Below are 19,704 nucleotides of genomic sequence, written 5' to 3' on the forward strand. Positions count from 1 at the left end.
TTCCGATGTCCCGTCTTTCCGCTGCCGTGCTGCTCGCCAGCCTCTGCCCTGGCCTGCTGCTCGCCGCCGAACAGCCCAAGCCCCCGACTTCCTTCACCCAGGCCGCGCAGGAGCAGGTGCGCCAGTCGCTGCCGTTCAGTGACCGTGCCGATTTCGACCGGGTGGAGAAGGGGCTGATCAAGCGTCCCGAGAACCTCGTGATCAAGAACGAGGACGGTACGGTCGCCTGGCAGCTGGGTGGCTACGACTTCCTCAAGGCCGCCAGAGACGTTGCCAGCGTCAACCCGAGCCTGATGCGCCAGGCCCAGCTGAACCTCAGTTACGGCCTGTTCAAGGTCACCGACGGCATCTACCAGGTGCGCGGTTTCGATCTCGCCAACACCACCTTCATCGAGGGCAAGACCGGCTGGATCGTCATCGACACCCTGACCACCCCGGCGACTTCCAGGGCCGCCTACGCCCTGGTGAGCCAGGAGCTGGGGCAGAAGCCGATCCGCGCGATCATCTACAGCCATGCCCACATCGACCACTTCGGCGGCGTGAAGGGCTTGGTCAGCCAGGAGCAGGTCGACAAGGGCGAGGTGCAGATCATCGCGCCCAAGGGCTTCATGGAAGCGGCGATCAAGGAGAACGTGCTGGCCGGCAACGCCATGCTGCGCCGCGCTACCTACCAGTACGGCACCATGCTGCCGCAGGGCCCGGAAGGTCACGTCGACATGGCCATCGGCAAGGCCGTCGCCAAGGGCCCGATGAGCATCATCGCGCCGACCAAGACCGTTGACGGCTCGCTGGTGGAGATGGAGATCGACGGCGTGCCCGTTACCTTCCAGAACACCCCCGGCACCGAATCGCCGGCGGAGATGAACGTCTGGCTGCCGCAGCAGAAGGCGCTGCTGATGGCCGAGAACGTCACCGCCACCCTGCACAACCTCTACACCCTGCGCGGCGCCGAGACCCGCGACCCTCTGGGCTGGAGCAAGTACATCAACGAAGCGCTGCACCGCTTCGGCGACAAGGCCGAGGTGATGTTCGCCGTGCACAACTGGCCGCGCTGGGGGCACGAGGACATCGTCCGCACCCTGGAGAAACAGCGTGACATGTACGGCTACCTGAACGACCAGACCCTGCACCTGGCCAACAACGGGGTGACCATCAACCAGATCCACGAGCGCCTGAAAGTGCCGCCGGAACTGGCCAACGAGTGGTTCAACCGCGGCTACCACGGCAGCGTCAGCCACAACGTGCGCGCGGTGGTGAACAAGTACCTGGGCTACTACGACAGCAACCCGGCGACGCTGAACCCGCTGGCGCCGGAGGATTCGGCGGTGAAGTACGTCGAGTTCATGGGCGGTGCCGATCACCTGCTGCAGATGGCCAAGGCGTCCTTCGACAAGGGCGAGTACCGCTGGGTGGTGGAGGTGGTCAACAAGCTGGTCTTCGCCGACCCGACCAACCAGGCTGCGCGCAACCTGCAGGCCGACGCCCTGGAGCAGCTCGGTTACCAGGCGGAGAACGCCGGCTGGCGCAACAGCTACCTGACCGCCGCACAGGAACTGCGCAATGGCGTGCCGCGTGACATGCCGACCATGAAGTCGGGTAGCCCCGACGCGCTGGCGGCGATGGATACCGGACTGCTGTTCGACTACCTCGGCGTGCGCCTGAACGCGGAGAAGGCCGAGGGTGAGGACTTCGCCATCAACCTGGTGCTGCCGGACAAGAATGAGCAGTACCTGCTGGAACTGAAGAACTCGCACCTGAACAACATCAAGGGCGTGCAGAGCGAGAACGCCGGGCAGACCGTGACCATCGACCGCGCCGACCTCAACCGCCTGATGCTCAAGCAGGTCTCGCCGGTGCGCCTGGTGTTCGAGGGCAAGCTCAAGAGCTCGGGCAATCCGCTGCTGCTGGCCAAGCTGTTCGGCATGCTGGAAGACTTCAACTTCTGGTTCGACGTCGTCACCCCGCCGCAGAAGAGCTGATCCTTTCCCCACCTACGCGGCCGGTTCCCCGCCAGGCCGCGTCTCCCCTGGATGGCACAATGCAATGATTGCATTGTGCCATTGTTTTTTTCGCGGCCAGTCTGCACCATGCGACCCCTGCGCCCGCAGCTGGTTGCCGGCGCTCGCAGTCGAGTAGTCGCGATCGTGCTCAACCGTTGTTCCAGGGTGTTGCGTCGTTGCTGGCCGGGGCCGTTGGCCCTGATGCTGGCGGCTTCGCTCGGCGTCCTGGCGGGGGCGCAGCAGGCCGAGTGGGACTTCAAGCTGATCAGCCAGCAATCCGCGCGCCTCTATGGGCCGCTGGGCCAAGGCCAGGTGCGCATCGAAGCCTGGCAGAAGCTGCTCGCGCAGCAGACCACGGTGAGCGAGCGTGACCAGCTGCAAGCGGTCAATCGCTTCTTCAATGACCAGCTGCGCTTCACCGATGACCTGAGCCTCTGGCACGAAGTGGACTACTGGGCCACGCCGGTGGAGGCCTTGCTCAAGGGCGCCGGCGATTGCGAGGATTTCGCCATCGCCAAGTACATCAGCCTGCGACACCTGGGCGTGCCGGCACAGAAGCTGCGCATTACCTACGTCAAGGCGCTGCGCCTGAACCAGGCGCATATGGTGCTCACGTATTACCCACGGCCCGACGCCGTGCCGCTGGTGCTGGACAACCTGATCGGCAGCATCCTGCCGGCCAGCCAGCGCAGCGACCTGCAGCCGGTCTACGCGTTCAACGGCGAGGGCCTGTGGCTCGCCGGCAATGGCGCGGGTGGCGGCAAGCAGGTCGGCGACAGCAAGCGCCTGTCGCGCTGGCAGGACCTGCTGAAGAAGATGAAGGCCGAAGGCTTCCCTCTGGATGAGTAGCCGCGGAACGAATAGCTGCACCGACACGAATAGCTCCCGCGGGGGGAGCCTGGAGACACGATGTCCCTGTTCAAACAGTTGTTGATCGCCATCTGCCTGTTCCTGGTGGTCGCCTTCAGCGGCAGCTTCATGGTCGGCCTGGAAAGCTCGCGCGAGCAGTACGGCAACCAGCTGCGCTCCCACGCCCAGGACGCGGCCACCGCGCTGGGCCTGTCGTTGACGCCGAATATCGACGACCCGGCGATGGTCGAGTTGATGGTTAGCTCGATCTTCGACAGCGGCTACTACGAGAGCATCCGGGTGATCGACCTGGCCACCGGCAAGGTGATGGTGGAGCGCACCGGGGTCCCCGACGCGGTGGCGGCCAAGGTGCCGCAGTGGTTCATCTCGCTGATTGACCTGCATTCGGCTGGCGGCGATGCCATCGTCAGCCGCGGCTGGACCCAGGCCGCGCGGGTCGAGGTGCTCAGCCACCCGATGTTCGCCATCGCCAAGCTCTGGCAGAGCACCCTGGGCAGCCTGCTCTGGCTGGTGCTGTGCGGCATCGCCAGCGCCGTGCTCGGCGCCATCCTGCTGCGTCGCCAGCTCAGGCCGCTGGACTACATGGTGGCGCAGTCCCACGCCATCGCCCGCCGCGAGTTCCTCAGCCTGCCGGAACTGCCGCGCACCCCCGAGCTGCGCCGCGTGGTGCAGGCGATGAACCAGATGGTGGAGAAGCTCAAGGCGCTGTTCCAGGAGCAAGCCCAGCGCAGCGAACGCCTGCGCGACGAGGCCTACCAGGACAGCCTGACCGGGCTGGGCAACCGGCGCTTCTTCGATATGCAGCTGAACAATCGGCTGAGTGCCGAGGACCAGGTCAGCAGCGGCGTGCTGCTGGTGCTGCGGGTCAACGACCTCGCCGGGCTGAACCAGCGCCTGGGCGGCCAGCGCGTCGACCAGTTGCTCAAGGCGGTGGCCGACCAGCTGCGTCTGTCCGGGCAGGGCCTGGGCTCCGGCCTGACCCTGGCGCGCAGCCGTGGCGGCGAGTTCGTGATGCTGGCGCCGGGGCTGATGCCCGAGGACGCGCCGGCCCTGGCGATGCGCCTGGAAGGCATGCTCGCCGCGCTGGCCACCACTGGAGCCAGCGATGTGAGCCCGGTGGCTTGCCAGGGGCTGGTGCCCTTCGTTTCCGGCGAGTCGGCGCAGGCGCTGTTGCAGCGCGCGGACGAGGCGCTGGTGCAGGCCGAGCGGCAGAACGACAGCTGCTGGGCCTTCCTCCAGGGCGGCGCCAAGCCGGTCGCCGAGGAGCGCCACAGCTGGCACCAGTTGCTGGACGAAGCGTTGATGCACAAGCGCTTCCAGCTGCATTTCCAGGCGGTGGTGTCCTGCGCCGATCCGCAGGTGGTGCTGCATTACAAGGTGCTCTCGCGCCTGCCGGACGGGCAGGGCGGCAGCATTGCCGCCGGGCGCTTCCTGCCCTGGCTGGACCGCTTCGGCTGGACTGCACGGCTGGACCTGCTGATGCTCGAAAGCGTCCTGGCCGACATGGCCAAACACAACCGCCCGCTGGCGCTGAACCTGTCCGCTGCGCTGCTGCGGGATGAATGGGCGACCACCCGCGTGTTCGACCTGCTGCGTCAGCACCCGCAATTCGCCGGGCGCCTGACCCTGGAGCTGGAAGAAGACCAGCTGCCGGCGCAACCGGTGCTGGAAGCGTTGACCCGCCGCCTCGGCGAGCTGGGCTATCGCCTGAGCCTGCAGCACTTCGGCGGGCGCTTCAGCATGATCGGCAACCTCGCGCGGCTGGGGCTGGCGTACCTCAAGGTCGACGGCAGCCACATCCGCCATATCGACCAGGAGAACGACAAGCGTCTGTTCATCGAGGCGATGCAGCGCGCGGCGCACAGCATCGACCTGCCGCTGATCGCCGAGCGCGTGGAGACGGCGGGGGAGTTCCGGGTGCTGAAGGAGATGGGTATCCAGGGCGTGCAGGGACAGCTGTTTGGTGGGCCGGCGCCGTGGTGATGCGCCTGTAAGGTTGTAGGAGCGGGCCATGCCCGCGACCCGTCGGCAGGGCTGACGTGTGCCTTGGTTCCAGGGCCGTAGGGCGGATAACGCGCCAGCGTTATCCGCCTTCGTGGCATCGGCGGATAACCCGTTCCGGGTTATGCGCCCTACAGGGGAACATTTGCCGGAAAAGAAAAACGGGGCTCAGATCAGCCCCGTTTCCTCGTCGTCGTTGATCAGCCGGGTCAGCCCGCCCAGCGCTTCACGGGCCTGGGTCCGGTTGAGCAGCTTGGAGCGCGCCGCCGGCGGCAGGTCGGTGATGCGGATCACCCCCTTGGTGATCAGGACCGAGATCAGGTCCTCCAGTACCCGGATCATGTCCAGGTCGCTCTGCTTGAGCTGCAGCAGGCTGCTCTCGGCCGCCCAGGCCTGGATGTCCGGGTGGTCTGCCGGCAGGGTGCCGGTCATCCCGTCGAACTCGGCGTCCTCGACGCGCGAGATTCTTCCCTCGGCGTTGCGCTGGATATACAGCATCGACCCGTCCCCAATTCATGTGATGTGAAGGAACGACAGCGCAGCCACCCCGAAGGGTGGCCCCGCTGTCGTCGTGTCAGAGCCTGACCGTCTGGAAGCCTGGCGGCAACCGCGGATCAGTGATGCTCAGTCTTGACCACCGGGTCGGAACCCGCCACCAGCTTGTTGACGATCTCGGTGGAGGTCGAGCCGTAGGTGGAGAGGTCGACCCCGCTCAGCTTGATGGTGACGTCCGCGGCCCCGCCGTTGTTGATCTGCCCGGTGGTGCTCACCTGCAGGGTCGAGGTCGTGGTGTCCACCTTCAGGTAGCTGAGGATGTCGTTGTGCGCGGTCTCCGGCAACAGGTCGCTGATGTCGATGCGGTCGCCTTCACCGGCCTTGAAGTCGGTGATGGTGTCGTTGCCGATATCGCCGGCCTTCCAGATGAAGGTGTCGGCACCCGCACCGCCAGTGAGGATGTCGTCGCCCTTGCCGCCGGTGAGCTGATCGTCGCCGGTGCCGCCGAAGAGGATGTCGTTGCCATTCTCGCCGAACAGGAAGTCGTTGCCGCCCTGGCCGTAGAGGATGTCGTTGCCATCGCCGCCATACAGGTGGTCGTTGCCGCCACGGGTATCGCCATCGACGTTGAAGGTCGCGTGGTTGGCCTTGATGTAGCTGTACATCTCCTCGGTGGTCGCCGCATGGCCATTCTTCAGTTCGAGGAACGCCGACAGCGCGCTGACGCCCGAGCCCGCCGGCATGTCGGCCGGTTTGGCCGGGTTGCCGTTGACGCCCCAGGGCAGGTTGTCGGTATTGATGGTGTCACCGAAGATGATGTCGTCACCCGCGCCACCGTTGATGGTGTCGTGGCCCGAGGGCGCCAGCTCGGAGCTGCTGGAGCCGCCGTGCAGGGCGGCCGTGAGGTCGCTGGCCTGCTTGACGATGTCCACCTGGCCGGTCGGGCCACTGACCAGCGTCGGCGTCAAGGTGATCTGCTTGATGTTGTCGATATCGACGGTTGCCGTACCCTGGTTGGTGTTGTCGGTCAGGATGAAGTCGAAGCGATAGCTGCCGCCGTCCACCGACTTGGTGGTGATGGTGGCGTCACCGGTCTGGAAGTTCACCGTTCCGGTATCAGCCTGTGTCCAGACGCCACCCACCAGTTTTTCCAGCTTCCAGACGAAGTCGTCACCGTTGCGCATGCTTTCGCTGACGCCGAAGCTGAAGGTGGAAGTTGAGCCTGTGGCAACAGTCATGTTCGGGCTGATGGCGGTTGTCGAACCGGTCGCATTGGTATCCACCATGTGCAGATAGCCATTGCTGCTGAACCAGGGGAACTCGACGGTCGAGCCGTTACCCGTACCCTTGCTACCCAGCGTCCAGCCAGAGAGGCCGCCGCTGTTGAAGTCATACAGGGTGCTGGTGCTGCTGGTCGTGCCGAAGCTCAGCGAGCCGGTCCCGGTGATGTTGCTGTTGTCGAAGAACTTCAGCAGGTCGGCGTTCACGCCGCTTCCGATACCGATGGCCCGCACGTCGCTCAGGCCGCTGAGGGTGGAGAAGGACTGCACCGACTCGCGAACGACGTCGTAGGTCGTGCTGTTACCGCTGCCGTAATTCTTCGAGTAGGTAGGGTCACCGTCGGTGAGGAACAGCGTGAGGTTCTGGTAGCCGTTCTTCTGGCCGTTGAACCAGCTGACCGCCTGCTCGAAGGCCGACTGGTAGTTGGTGCCGCCGTCGGCCTGCAGGCCGGTGTTCTGGGTCTTGCCGATGGCGTTGATCAACTGGTCGACGTTGCCGTTGTTCAGGTCGGCGATGCTGACCTTGATGCTGGCAGTGGCGGAGAAACCGATCAGGCTGATGTTGATCACGCCATCATGGCCCTTGAGCTCGTTGGCCAGGTTGATCAGCGCATCCTTGATCAGCTTCATCCGCGAGTCGGCGTAGGCCGCACCGCCGCTGCCGGCGAGGTTGTAGGCCATGCTGCCGGAGGTATCGACCACCAGGGCGATGTTGTAGTTGGTCCCCGGCTGGGTGGTGGTGAGCATGCCGCCTACGTCGCCGAGGATCACGTCGTCCCCCGAGCCGCCGGTGAGGGTGTTGTCACCGTTGGGGGTGGTGCCGGGGATCTGCACCTGGCCGACGTGGATGTCGAAGCCGTAGGTCGGCGATGTGTCGACGCCGCCGTTGGCCACGCCACCGCTGTCCTGCACGGCGAAGCTGAAGTGCGCGTTGGAACCTGAAGCGTCCGGCACGAAGGTCAGTTTGCCGCTGGACACGTCACTGACGCTGATGGCCTGGCCAGCCTTCACGGCGATACCGTTGAGCAACAGGCTGCCCGAGTCCGGCAGGGCCTTGATGACGATGTTCTGCAGACTGTGGTTCTGGCCGTTGGCGGAGTCCGCGGTGTCGCTGAAGGCGAAGTCCTTGGTGCCGAAGGTGTAGGTCTTGCCGGCGTAGATGCTGGCCGAGGCGTCCGCCGACAGCGGCGCATCGTTCACCGGGATGACGTTGAAGGTCAGGGTGTTGGAGGCGCTGGAGAAGCCGTCGTGGCTGTCCTGTACCGAGAACTTCAGGGCTGCGTAGGCGTTGGCTGCAGCATTGGCTGCCGGGGTGTAGACCAGGCTGGCGAGCAGGCTGACGGCGATGACCTGGCCGGCGGTTACCGACTGGCCATTGAGGGTCAGGCTGCCGGCGGTAGGCAGGTTGTCGAGGCGGATGGCCTTGAGCGCATCACCGCTGTCCTTGTCGGAGAAGCCGAAGTCGGCGGCGCTGAAGTTGCGGCTGCCATCTTCGTTCAGGCTGACGGTCTTGTCGGTACCGGTCGGGGCGTCGTTTTCGCCATTGATGGTGATGGTCACGGTGGCCGGAGCGCTGACCGCGCCCTGGACGTCCTTGGCGGTGTAGGTGAAGGTCACCTGGCGCGATTCGCCGACATTGAGCGAGTCGAACGCGGTGCCCGGGTTGTACACGTAGCTGCCGTTGGCATTGAAGGTCAGGGTGCCTGCGCTCGGGCCACTGACCAGCGCGTAACCATTGCCGTCCACGGCGCTGTCTATATCGGTGGCGACCGGAACCTGGCCGCTGACCGAGCTGTTTTCGCCGGTGGATTTGCTGTCGTTCTTCGCCTCGGGTGCATCGTTCACCGGGGTGACGTTGATGTTCACCACGGAGTCGACGAAGCCGCCTTTGCCATCGCTGACGGTGACGGTGAAGCTGTCCGGGCCGTTGTAGTTGGCCGCCGGGGTGTAGGTGTAGTCGCCGGTGGCGGCGTCGACGGTGACGCTGCCATGGGCCGGGGTGAAGCCGGCTTTGACGGCATAGCCCAGGGTGTCGCCGTCGACATCGCTGGCGACGATCTTGCCGGAGACGGCGGTGTCTTCAGCCGTGGACTTGGACTGGTCGGCGGTGGTCGGGGCGTCGTTGGCGCCGTTGACGGTGATGGTGATGGTTTTCGGATCGCTCAGCGCGCCGTTGTTGTCCTTCGCCTGGTAGGTAAAGGTGACGGTTTCGCTTTGACCGACGGCCAGGTGGTCGAAGGCCGTGCCCGGGTTGAAGGTGTAGCTGCCATTGGCGTTGAAGGTCAGGGTGCCTTTGCCGGCCGCCACGCTGGTGGCGAGCTGGTAGCTGGCGATGGTGCCGTCGACGTCCGTGGCGACCGGGACCTGGCTCTGGAGCACGACGTTCTCGCCGGTGCTCTGGGTATCGGCGTAGGCCACCGGTGCATCGTTGGTGCCGTTGATGGTGACGGTCACGTTGGTGCTGGTGCCGTCGGCCGCTTTCACGATGAAGGTCTCGACGAGGTGTTCGCCGGCCTTCAGTTCGTTGAAGGCGGAGTTCGCCACGTAGGTCCAGCTGCCATCGGTGGCGATGCTGAACTTGCCGTTGGTGCCGACGGTGTTGGTCTGCGCCTGGAACACCGCCGGGCTGTCGACATCGTTGACGATCAGCTTGCCGGCGATGGTGACAGGGGCGTTGGTTTCGTCGGCGCTGCCGCTGGACTGGCCGGTGATCACGGCGGCGTCGTTGGTGCCGGTGAGGGTGATGGTGACGCTTTTCGGGTCACTCAGGGCGCCGTTGTTGTCCTTCGCCTGGTAGGTGAAGGTGACGTCCTGGGTCTGGCCCGCCGCCAGGTAGTCGAAGGCGGTACCCGGGTTGAAGGTGTAGCTGCCGTCGCTGTTGAAGGTGAGCGAGCCCTTGCCGCCGCCGATACCGGTGGCCAGCTGGTAGCTCGAGATGGTGCCGTCGACGTCAGTGGCGACCGGGACCTGACCCTGGAACACGGCGTTCTCGCCGGTGGTCTGGGTGTCGGCGTAGGCCACCGGCGCATCGTTGGTGCCGTTGATGGTGACGGTCACGTTGCTGCTGGTGCCGTCGGCCGCTTTCACGATGAAAGTCTCGACGAGGTGTTCGCCGGATTTCAGTTCGTTGAAGGCGGAGTTGGCGACGTAGGTCCAGGTGCCATCGGTGGCGATACTGAACTTGCCGTTGGTGCCGGCAGTGTTGGTCTGCGCCTGGAAGCTGGCCGGGCCGTCGACATCGGTGACATTCAGCTTGCCGCCGATGGTGACCGGGGCGTTGGTTTCATCGGCGCTGCCGCTGTTCTGGCCGGTGATTACCGCCGCGTCGTTGCTGCCGTTGACGGTGATGGTGACTGTCTGCGGGGTGCTCAGCGCGCCGTTGTTGTCCTTCGCCTGGTAGGTGAAGGTCACGGCTTCGCTCTGGCCGGCGGCGAGGTGATCGAAGGCGGTGCCCGGATTGAAGCTGTAGCTGCCGTCGGTGTTGAAGGTCAAGGTGCCTTTGCCGGCGGCCACGCTGGTGGCGAGCTGGTAGCTGGCAACGGTGCCGTCGATATCGGTGGCGACCGGGACCTGCCCGTTGAACACGGCGTTTTCGTCGGTACTGACAGTGTCGGCAAACGCCACCGGCTTGTCGTTGGTGCCGACGATGTTCACGGTGACGGTGCTGCTGGTGCCGTCGAAGGCCTTCACGGTGAAGGTGTCGGTCAGGGTCTGGCCGTCCTTCAACTCGTTGTAGGCCTCTTTGGCGGTGTAGACCCAGGCGCCGTCGCTGCCGAGGTTGAAGGTGCCGTACTGGCCGGTGCTGCTCTGTGCCTGGAAGCTTTCCGGGCTGTCGACGTCACTGATGCTCAGCTGGCCATTGGTGGTGACCGGGGCGTCGGTCTCGTACACGTTGGCCGTGGACAGGCCGCCGATGACGGCTGCGTCGTTGCTGCCGTTGACGGTGATGGTGACGGTCTTCGGATCGCTCAGTGCGCCGTTGTTGTCCTTCGCCTGGTAGGTGAAGGTCACGGCTTCGCTCTGGCCGGCGGCCAGGTGATCGAAGGCAGCGCCCGGATTGAAGCTGTAGCTGCCGTCGGTGTTGAAGGTCAGGGTGCCTTTGCCAGCAGCCACGTTGGTGGTGAGCTGGTAGCTGGCAACGGTGCCGTCGATATCGGTGGCGACCGGGACTTGCCCGTTGAACACGGCGTTTTCGTCGGTACTGACGGTGTCGGCAAACGCCACCGGCTTGTCGTTGGTGCCGACGATGTTCACGGTGACGGTGCTGCTGGTGCCGTCGAAGGCCTTCACGGTGAAGGTGTCGGTCAGGGTCTGGCCGTCCTTCAACTCGTTGTAGGCTTCTTTGGCGGTGTAGACCCAGGCGCCGTCGCTGCCGAGGTTGAAGGTGCCGTACTGGCCGGTGCTGCTCTGTGCCTGGAAGCTTTCCGGGCTGTCGACGTCACTGATGCTCAGCTGGCCATTGGTGGTGACCGGGGCGTCGGTCTCGTACACGTTGGCCGTGGACAGGCCGCCGATGACGGCTGCGTCGTTGCTGCCGTTGACGGTGATGGTGACGGTCTTCGGATCGCTCAGCGCGCCGTTGTTGTCCTTCGCCTGGTAGGTGAAGGTCACGGCTTCGCTCTGGCCGGCGGCCAGGTGATCGAAGGCGGCACCCGGATTGAAGCTGTAGCTGCCGTCGGTGTTGAAGGTCAGGATGCCTTTGCCGGCGGCCACGCTGGTGGTCAGCTGGTAGCTGGCGACGGTGCCGTCGACGTCGGTTGCAGCCGGAACCTGGCCGTTGAGAACGGTGTTCTCCTCGGTGGTCTTACTGTCGGCATAGGCAACCGGCGCGTCGTTGGTGCCGATGAGGGTCACGGTGACGGAGGTGCTGGTGCCGTCGGCAGCCAGGACGGTGAAGGACTCGGTCTGATGCTCGCCGTCCTTCAGTTCGTTGAAGGCCTCGTTGGTGACGTAGCTCCAGGTGCCGTCAGCGGCGACGCTGAACTTGCCGAAGGTGCCGGCGGTGTCGGTCTGGACCTGGAAGCTGGCCGGGCCGTCGACGTCGCTGATGTCCAGCTTGCCGTCGATGGTGACCGGGGCGTTGGTTTCATCGGCGCTGCCGCTGGTCTGGCCGGTGATCACGGCCGCGTCGTTGGTGCCGTTGACGGTGATGGTGATGGTCTGCGGATCGCTCAGCGCACCGTTGTTGTCCTTCGCCTGGTAGGTGAAGGTCACGGCTTCGCTCTGGCCGGCGGCCAGGTGATCGAATGCGGCACCCGGATTGAAGCTGTAGCTGCCGTCGCTGTTGAAAGTCAGGGTGCCTTTGCCAGCGGCCACGCTGGTGGTCAGCTGGTAGCCGGCAACGCTGCCGTCGACGTCGGTGGCGGTCGGAACCTGGCCGTTGAGAACGGTGTTCTCTTCGGTGGTCTTGCTGTCGGCGTAGGCGACTGGCGCGTCGTTGGTGCCGTTGACCGTGATGGTGATGGTCTGCGGATCGCTCAGCGCGCCGTTGTTGTCCTTGGCCTGGTAGGTGAAGGACACGGTTTCGCTCTGGCCCGCAGCCAGGTGATCGAAGGCGCTACCCGGGTTGAAGCTGTAGCTGCCGTTGGCATTGAAGGTCAGGGTGCCCTTGCCGGCGGCGACGTTGGTGGCGAGCTGGTAGCTGGCGATGGTGCCGTCGACATCGGTGGCGGTCGGAACCTGGCCGCTGTAGACGGTGTTCTCCCCGGTAGTTGCGGTGCCATCGAAGGCCACCGGTGCATCGTTGGTGCCGACGATGTTCACGGTCACGGTGGCGCTGGTGCCGTCGGCAGCCTTCACGGTGAAGGTGTCGGTCAGGGACTGGCCGACCTTCAGTTCGTTGTAGGCGTCCTTGGCGACGTAGGTCCAGTTGCCGTCGGTGCCGAGGTTGAAGGTGCCGTACTTGCCGGCCACGTTGCTCTGCGCCTGGAAGGTTTCCGGGCCGTCGACGTCGCTGACGTTGAGCTTGCCGCTGGTGCTGACCGGCGCGTCGGTCTCGTTGACGCTGCTGGACTTCACGCCGCTGATGACGGCGGCGTCGTTGCTGCCGTTGACGGTGATGGTGATGGTCTTGGGTTCGCTCAGCGCGCCGTTGTTGTCCTTCGCCTGGTAGGTGAAGGTGACGACCTGGCTCTCGCCGGCAGCCAGGTGATCGAAGTCGCTGCCGGGCTCGAAGTGGTAGGTGCCGCTGGAATTGAAGTTCAGCGAGCCGTTGCCCTGGCCGACGTCGGTGACCAGCTGGTAGCTGGAGACCCGGCCGTCCGGATCGGTGGCGGCCGGTACCTTGCCGTTGACGCGGCCGTTCTCGTCGATGGTGACGCTGTCATCGTAGGCGGTGGGCGCATCGTTGGTGCCGAGGATGCTCACGGTGACGCTGGAGCTGGTGCCGTCGGCGGCCTTCACGGTGAAGGTGTCGGTCAGTGTCTCGCCCGGCTTCAGCTCGTTGTAGGCGTCCTTGGCGACATAGGTCCAGTTGCCGTCGGTGCCCAGGTTGAAGGTGCCGTACTTGCCGGCGACGTTGGTCTGGGCCTGGAAGGTGTCCGGGCCGTCGACGTCGCTGACGTCCAGCTTGCCGGTGGTGGTGATCGGCGCGTCGGTCTCGTAGACGTTGACGATCTTCGCCCCGCTGATGATCGCGGCATCGTTGCTGCCGGTCACGGTCAGGGTCAGGACGTTCTCGTCGGTGGCGCCCTTGTCGTCGGTGACGATGAACTTGATCTGCAGCTCGAGGGTTTCACCAGCGCCGAGCTTCTGGTAGTCGGCGTGGTTGCCGTTGAAGCTCCAGGTGCCATTGGCGTTCAGGGTGAAGCCGCTGGGCGCCGCGTCCTTCAGGCTGAAGTACAGCGCGTGGCCGTCGTCGACATCAGTGGCGGTGAGCGTGCCGCCGCTGATCTTGTCTTCATTCACCGATGCGCTGGCGGCCTTGGCCTGCGGCGCATCGTTGGTGCCGATGACGGTGATGGTCAGGGTGCTGGTGCTCTTCGCACCGTACTGGTCGGTGACGCTGTAGTTGACGGTGAATTCCTGGGTCGCGCCCACGGCCAGGTGCTGGTATGCCGCGTTGCCGGCGTCGAAGCTCCACTTGCCGCTGCTGTCGCTGCTGAAGCCCGCCGGCAGGCTGCCGGTGGTGGCGAAGGTCAGCACGGCGTTGTGGTCGACATCGCTGCCGGCCAGTTGGCCACCGATCTTGCTGTCTTCGTAGACGGTTTCCTTCATCACCGCGGCGACCGGTGCGTCGTTGGTGCCGGTGATGGTGAGGGTCAGGGTGCTGGTGTCGGTGGCGCCGTGTTCGTCGGTGACGGTGTAGTTGATCGCCAGCGTCTGCGTCTCGCCCTGGGCGAGGTGGTCGTAGGCCGGGTCCTTGGCGTCGAACAGCCAGCTGCCGTCGGACTTCAGGGTGAAGCCGGCGGTGTTCTGCGCGGTGCTGAAGGTCAGCTGGGCGTCGTGGTCGACGTCGGTGGCCTGCAGCTTGCCGGTGATCTCGCTGACCGGCTTGAGCTGGTTGGCCAGGGTGGTGTTGTTGGCGCCGCTGGTGGTCAGGGTCCAGTTGCTGCCGGTGTGGGTGACCTGGCCGACCACATTGCCGACACTCACCTGCGAAGGCAGGTTGCTCAGCACGAGGGTCGAGTCGACGGATTTGTCGACGGCATCGGAAACGCCCAGGACGATGGTGTAGGTGCCCGGCTTGTCGAACACCTGCTGGAAGGTCTGCAGCCCCGAGCTGCCGCCGTCGCCGACCAGAGCCACGCTGGAAAGCAGCTGCACCTTCTGGCCGTTGACCTGCACGTAGGCGAAATCGTTGAAGGCCGATTCGTCGTTGGTGCTGAACTTCCAGTTGAAGCTGACCGCCTCGCCCGGCTGGGTGGTGGTGATGGTCAGGGTGACGGACGAGCCGTCGGTGGCGCCGGCCACGACGCCGGGGTCCTTGATGCCGCCTTCGACCGCGCTGGCGGTGGCCGGGTAGGCGACCGGCGCATCGTTGGTACCGACGATGTTCACGGTGACGCTGGAGGCGGTGCCATCCGCGGCTTTCACGGCGAAGGTGTCGACCAGGGTCTCACCGACTTTCAGTTCGTTGTAGGCGGACTTGGCGGTGTAGGTCCACTGGCCGTCGGCGCCCAGGTTGAAGGTGCCGTACTTGCCGGCGACGTTGGTCTGGGCCTGGAAGGTTTCCGGGCTGTCGACGTCGCTGATGGTCAGCTGGCCGCTGGTGCTGATCGGTGCGTTGGTCTCGTTGACGCTGACCGAGGTCTGGCCGCTGATGACCGCGGCGTCGTTGCTGCCGGTGACGGTGATGGTGATGGTCTGCGGGTCGCTCAGCGCGCCGTTGTCGTCCTTCGCCTGGTAGGTGAAGGTGACGTCCTGGGTTTCGCCGGCGGCCAGGTGGTCGAAGTCGGTGCCCGGCTCGAAGGTGTAGCTGCCGTCGGCGTTGAAGGTCAGGCTGCCATGGCCCTGGCCGACGTCGGTGGCCAGCTCGTAGCCGACGACGCTGCCGTCGATATCGGTCGCCAGCGGAACCTGGCTGGTGAAGGCCGCATTCTCGCCAGTGGTCTTGGTGTCGCCGAATGCCACCGGCGCATCGTTGGTGCCGACGATGTTCACGGTGACCGTGGCGCTGGTGCCATCGGTCGCCTTGACGGTGAAGCTGTCGGTCAGTTTTTCGTCCTGCTTGAGCTCGTTGTAGGCATCTTTGGCGGTGTAGGTCCAGGTGCCGTCGGTGCCCAGGCTGAAGGTGCCGTACTTGCCGGCGACGTTGCTCTGCGCCTGGAAGCTGGCCGGGCCGTCGACATCGCTGACGGTCAGCAGGCCGCCGGTGGTGACCGGCGCATTGGTCTCGTTGACATCGACGCTGGCCACGCCGCCGATCACGGCCGGGTCGTTGCTGCCGGTGACGGTGATGGTCAGGGTCTGGGTGTCGGTGGCGCCGTGTTCGTCGGTGACGATGTACTTGACCTGGATGTCCTTGGTCTCGCCTTCGGCGAGGGACTGGTAGGCCGGGTTCTTGCCGTCGAAGGTCCAGCTGCCGTCGGTCTTCAGGGTGAAGCCGGCCGGCGGGTTGCCGGAAACGCTGAAGCTCAGCCTGGCGCCGTCGTCCACGTCGGTGGCGGTGAGCTGGCCTTTGCTGACGGCGTCTTCCTGGGCGGCTGCAGTCGCAGCGTCGGCCTTGGGCGCATCGTTGGTGCCGGTGACGGTGATCACCAGCACGCTCTGGGTGCTCGCGCCGTGTTCGTCGGTGACGGTGTAACCCACGCTGACGAGCTGGGTCGCGCCAGCCTTCAGGTGCTGGTAGGCGGCATCGCTCGCATCGAAGCTCCACTTGCCGTCGCTGTTCAGGATCAGGCCCGCCGGAGCGGTCTTGTTCAGGCTGTAGGTGAGCTGCGCGCCGTTGTCGACGTCGATGGCCTTCAGCTCGCCGCTGATCTGCGCATCTTCCTTGACGCCATTGAGCAGCGAGGGCAGGGCGATCGGCGTGTCGTTGGTGCCGGTGACGGTCAGCGTCAGGGTTTTGGTGCTGGTGGCGCCGTGTTCGTCGGTGACGGTGTAGTCGATCGACAGCACCTTGGTCTCGCCGGCGGCGAGGCTCTGGTAGGCCGGGTCGAGGCCGCTGAAGGCCCAGGTGCCGTCCTTGAACAGGGTGAAGCCGGCCGGTGCCTTGTCATTCAGGCTGAAGCTGAGCTTGGCGCCGTCGTCGACGTCGCTGGCGGTCAGTTTGCCGAAGCTGAACTTGTCTTCGCCGACCTTGGCGGACGCCGCGTAGGCGACCGGCGCATCGTTGGTGCCGGTGATGGTGATGGTCAGGCTGCTGGAGCTGGTGGCGCCGTGCTCGTCGGTGACGGTGAACGGGATGCTGAGGGTCTGCGTAGCGCCGGCCTTCAGGTGCTGGTACTCGCTGCCGCTGGCATCGAAGGTCCACTTGCCGCTGGCGTCGACGCTGAAGCCGGCCGGGGCGGCCTTGTCCAGGGCGTAGCTGAGCTGGGCGCCGTTGTCGGCGTCGGTGGCGGCGAGCTGGCCGCTGATCTGCGCATCTTCCTTCACCGCGCCGGTGGTGGCGCTGGCGACCGGCGCATCATTGCTGCCGGTGACGGTGATGGTGATGGTCTGCGGGTCGCTCAGGGCACCGTTGTCGTCCTTCGCCTGGTAGGTGAAGGTGATGTCGCGGGATTCACCTTCGGCCAGGCCGTCGAAGTCCTTGCCGGGGTTGAAGCTGTAGCTGCCGTCGGCATTGAAGGTCAGGGTGCCGTTGTTGGCGCCCACGCCGGTGGTCAGTTGGTAGCCGGCGATGCTGCCGTCCACGTCGGAGGCGACCGGCACCTGGCCGTTGAAGACGGTGTTCTCTTCGGTGGTGGCGCTGTCGGCATAGGCCACCGGCGCGTCGTTGGTGCCGGTGACTGTGATGGTGACGGTCTGCGGATCGCTCAGCGCGCCGTTGTTGTCCTTCGCCTGGTAGGTGAAGGTCACGGTCTCCTCGGCGCCGGCGGCCAGATGGTCGAACGCGGTGCCCGGGTTGAAGCTGTAGCTGCCGTTGGCATTGAAGGTCAGCGAGCCCTTGCCCTGGGCGACATCGGTGGTCAGCTGGTAGCTGACGACGGTGCCGTCCACGTCGGAGGCTGCCGGAACCTGGCCGTTGAGAACGGCGTTCTCTTCGGTGGTGGCGGTGCCGGCAACGGCGACCGGCGCGTCGTTGGTGCCGATGAGGGTCACAGTGACGGTGGTGCTGGTGCCATCGGCGGCCAGGACGTTGAAGGATTCGGTCTGGTGCTCGCCGTCCTTCAGCGCGTTGAAGGCCTCGTTGGTGACGTAGGTCCAGCTGCCGTCAGCGGCGACGCTGAACTTGCCGTAGTCGCCGGCAGTGCCGGTCTGGACCTGGAAGCTGGCCGGGCTGTCGACGTCGCTGATGTTCAACTTGCCGTCGATGGTGACCGGGGCGTTGGTTTCATCGGCGCTGCCGCTGGTCTGGCCGGTGATGACCGCTGCGTCGTTGGTGCCGGTGACGGTGATGGTGACGGTCTGCGGGTCGCTCAGGGCGCCATTGTTGTCCTTCGCCTGGTAGGTGAAGGTCACGTCGCGGGTCTCGCCCTGGGCCAGGCTGTCGAAGTCCTTGCCGGGGTTGAAGCTGTAGCTGCCGTCCGGATTGAAGGTCAGGCTGCCGTTGCCCTGGCCGACGTTGGTGGCCAGCTGGTAGCCGGCGACGCTGCCGTCGACGTCGGAGGCGGCCGGCACCTGGCCGTTGAGAACGGTGTTCTCCTCGGTGGTGGCCGCGCCCGGCAGGGCGACCGGCGCGTCGTTGGTGCCGGTGACGGTGATGGTGATGGTCTGCGGGTCGCTCAGCGCGCCGTTGTTGTCCTTCGCCTGGTAGGTGAAGGTCACGTCGCGGGTCTCGCCCTGGGCTAGGCTGTCGAAGTCCTTGCCGGGGTTGAAGCTGTAGCTGCCATCCGGGTTGAAGGTCAGCGAGCCCTTGCCCTGGGCGACGTCGGTGGTCAGCTGGTAGCTGACGACGGTGCCGTCCACGTCGGAGGCGGCCGGGACCTGGCCGTTCAGCACGCTGTTTTCTTCGGTAGTGGCTGCACCCGGCAGGGCGACCGGCGCGTCGTTGGTGCCGGTCAGGGTCACGGTGAGGGTCGCGGTGCTGGTCGCACCGTGCTCATCGGTGACGGTGTAGGGCACCTGCACGACCTGGGTCTCGCCCTCGGCCAGATGCTGGTAGGCCGGGTCCTTGCCATCGAAGGTCCAGCTGCCGTCCGGCTTCAGGGTGAAGCCCGCCGGCGGATTGCCGTTGGTAGTGAAGGTGACGGTGCTGCCGGTGTCGCGGTCGGTGGCCACCAGTTGGCCGCCGATCAGGCTGTCTTCGTTGCCGCTGGCCTGGCCATCCTGGGCGACCGGGGTGTCGTTGGCGCCCTGGACGTTGATGGTGATGACGCGGGTGTCGGTGGCGCCGGACGGGTCGGTGACGGTGACGGTGAAGCTCTCGCTCGGGTTCTGACCCAGCGGCAGGGCGTTCACCGCGTTGGCGTCAACCACGTAGGTGTAGCTGCCGTCGGCGTTGACGGTCAGCTCGCCGTAGGCGCCCTTGGCGCTGCCGCTCCAGGTCAGGTTGGTGTCGTCGACGTCGGTGGCGCTCAGTTGGCCCTTGATGTCGGCGAAGCTGTCGTTGGCGGCGGTGTCAGTGATGGCACTGGTATAGGTGCCCGTGGCCACCGGAGCGTCGTTCACCGGGGTGATGCCGACGTTCACGACCAGGGTGCTGGACGCGCCACGGCTGTCGGTGACGATCACGGTGAAATTGTCCGCGCCGTTGTAATCGCCGTTGGGGTTGTACTGCCAGGTGCCATTGGGGTTGAGCACCAGCTGGCCGTTGGCCGGTGCCTGGCCGACGCTGTAGGAGATCAGGTCGCCGTTCGCGTCGCGGGCGGAGAAGGTGCCAGTGAGCTGCGTGTCTTCGGCGGTGGTCAGGTTCAGCACGCCGTTGCCGCCGTCCTCGAACTGCGGCGCGAGGTTGGCCGGCAGTTCGTTCTGGCGCTCGTCAGCCGCGGCGCCGCCGTTGTCCAGGCCGGAGGTGGTGTAGCCGATATTCGGGTCGACGCGGCCGGCGGTGGCATCCAGCACCACGAAGCTGTGGCCGCCGCCAACGCCACCATTGCCGCCAGCGGCCGAAGGCGCGGCAGTCGGGCCCGCTGCGGTGGGCGCCAGCGCCTGGGTCGGGTCGAGACCGGCGGCGATGGCTTTCTGCAGGTCTTCGGTGCTCGGTGCATTGACCGGCTGCGCGGCGGCGTGGTGCGTCTCGGCCTGCGGCAGGTCGGCGCTGCTCCACTGGCTGTCGCGGCCCAGGTCGACCAGCTTGCCCTTGCCGACGTCGAGCGTCACCGCGCCGGAAGCGCCGGTGAGCAGCTGCTCGCCCTGGTAGATGCGGTCACCTTCGACCAGGACGCGCTGGGCGCCTTCGGGGGATACCGCAATCACTTGGCCGATGATGCTTTTTACGACGGCGACGACGCTGCTCATGCACTTCTCCTGGTGAGGCTTGCCTGGTTGCCGACCGGCCGCAGGTGAGGTCGGCTCAG

General features: G+C 65.7%; 5 protein-coding genes. 3 read left to right on the forward strand and 2 right to left on the reverse strand.

Translation table 11 applies throughout. The features are described from left to right. Window positions 1–5 precede the first annotated feature (5 nt). The 3 genes from sdsA1 (at window position 6) to lapD (ending at window position 4,853) form a co-directional block, all read left to right on the forward strand. The gene (gene sdsA1 / locus ABKS89_RS06540) at window positions 6–1,979 is read left to right on the forward strand and encodes a linear primary-alkylsulfatase SdsA1 (RefSeq protein WP_348587960.1); all 1,974 of its coding nucleotides are present in this window, start codon (window positions 6–8) and stop codon (window positions 1,977–1,979) included. Window positions 1,980–2,201: 222 nt separating this feature from the next. After that, window positions 2,202–2,849 (forward strand): cysteine protease LapG, encoded by a 648-nt coding sequence (gene lapG, locus ABKS89_RS06545; protein ID WP_348588177.1) that lies wholly within the window; start codon window positions 2,202–2,204, stop codon window positions 2,847–2,849. A gap of 60 nt (window positions 2,850–2,909) precedes the next feature. Further along, complete coding sequence (gene lapD, locus ABKS89_RS06550) at window positions 2,910–4,853, forward strand: cyclic di-GMP receptor LapD (protein WP_348587959.1); 1,944 nt, start codon at window positions 2,910–2,912, stop codon at window positions 4,851–4,853. 186 nt (window positions 4,854–5,039) lie between these two features. On the opposite strand, the gene ABKS89_RS06555 is transcribed toward lapD, so the two are convergent. Both ABKS89_RS06555 and ABKS89_RS06560 read right to left on the reverse strand, forming a co-directional pair. Beyond that, window positions 5,040–5,369 carry a tryptophan synthase subunit beta gene (locus tag ABKS89_RS06555; protein WP_081517608.1) on the reverse strand — a complete coding sequence of 110 codons (330 nt, stop codon included), beginning with the start codon at window positions 5,367–5,369 and terminating at the stop codon, window positions 5,040–5,042. A gap of 116 nt (window positions 5,370–5,485) precedes the next feature. Beyond that, window positions 5,486–19,645, reverse strand: a complete 14,160-nt coding sequence (locus ABKS89_RS06560) for a retention module-containing protein (protein WP_348587958.1) — start codon at window positions 19,643–19,645, stop codon at window positions 5,486–5,488. Window positions 19,646–19,704 lie beyond the last annotated feature (59 nt).

The sequence above is a fragment of the Pseudomonas sp. LABIM340 genome (genome assembly GCF_040017195.2).
GTDB lineage: Bacteria > Pseudomonadota > Gammaproteobacteria > Pseudomonadales > Pseudomonadaceae > Pseudomonas.

What these genes read in the sequence shown, in the direction of transcription:
- sdsA1 (WP_348587960.1), top strand. Translation starts at nt 6, where the DNA reads ATGTCCCGTCTTTCCGCTGCCGTGCTGCTCGCCAGCCTCTGCCCTGGC.
- ABKS89_RS06555 (WP_081517608.1), bottom strand. Translation starts at nt 5,369, where the DNA reads ATGCTGTATATCCAGCGCAACGCCGAGGGAAGAATCTCGCGCGTCGAG.
- lapD (WP_348587959.1), top strand. Translation starts at nt 2,910, where the DNA reads ATGTCCCTGTTCAAACAGTTGTTGATCGCCATCTGCCTGTTCCTGGTG.
- ABKS89_RS06560 (WP_348587958.1), bottom strand. Translation starts at nt 19,645, where the DNA reads ATGAGCAGCGTCGTCGCCGTCGTAAAAAGCATCATCGGCCAAGTGATT.
- lapG (WP_348588177.1), top strand. Translation starts at nt 2,202, where the DNA reads ATGCTGGCGGCTTCGCTCGGCGTCCTGGCGGGGGCGCAGCAGGCCGAG.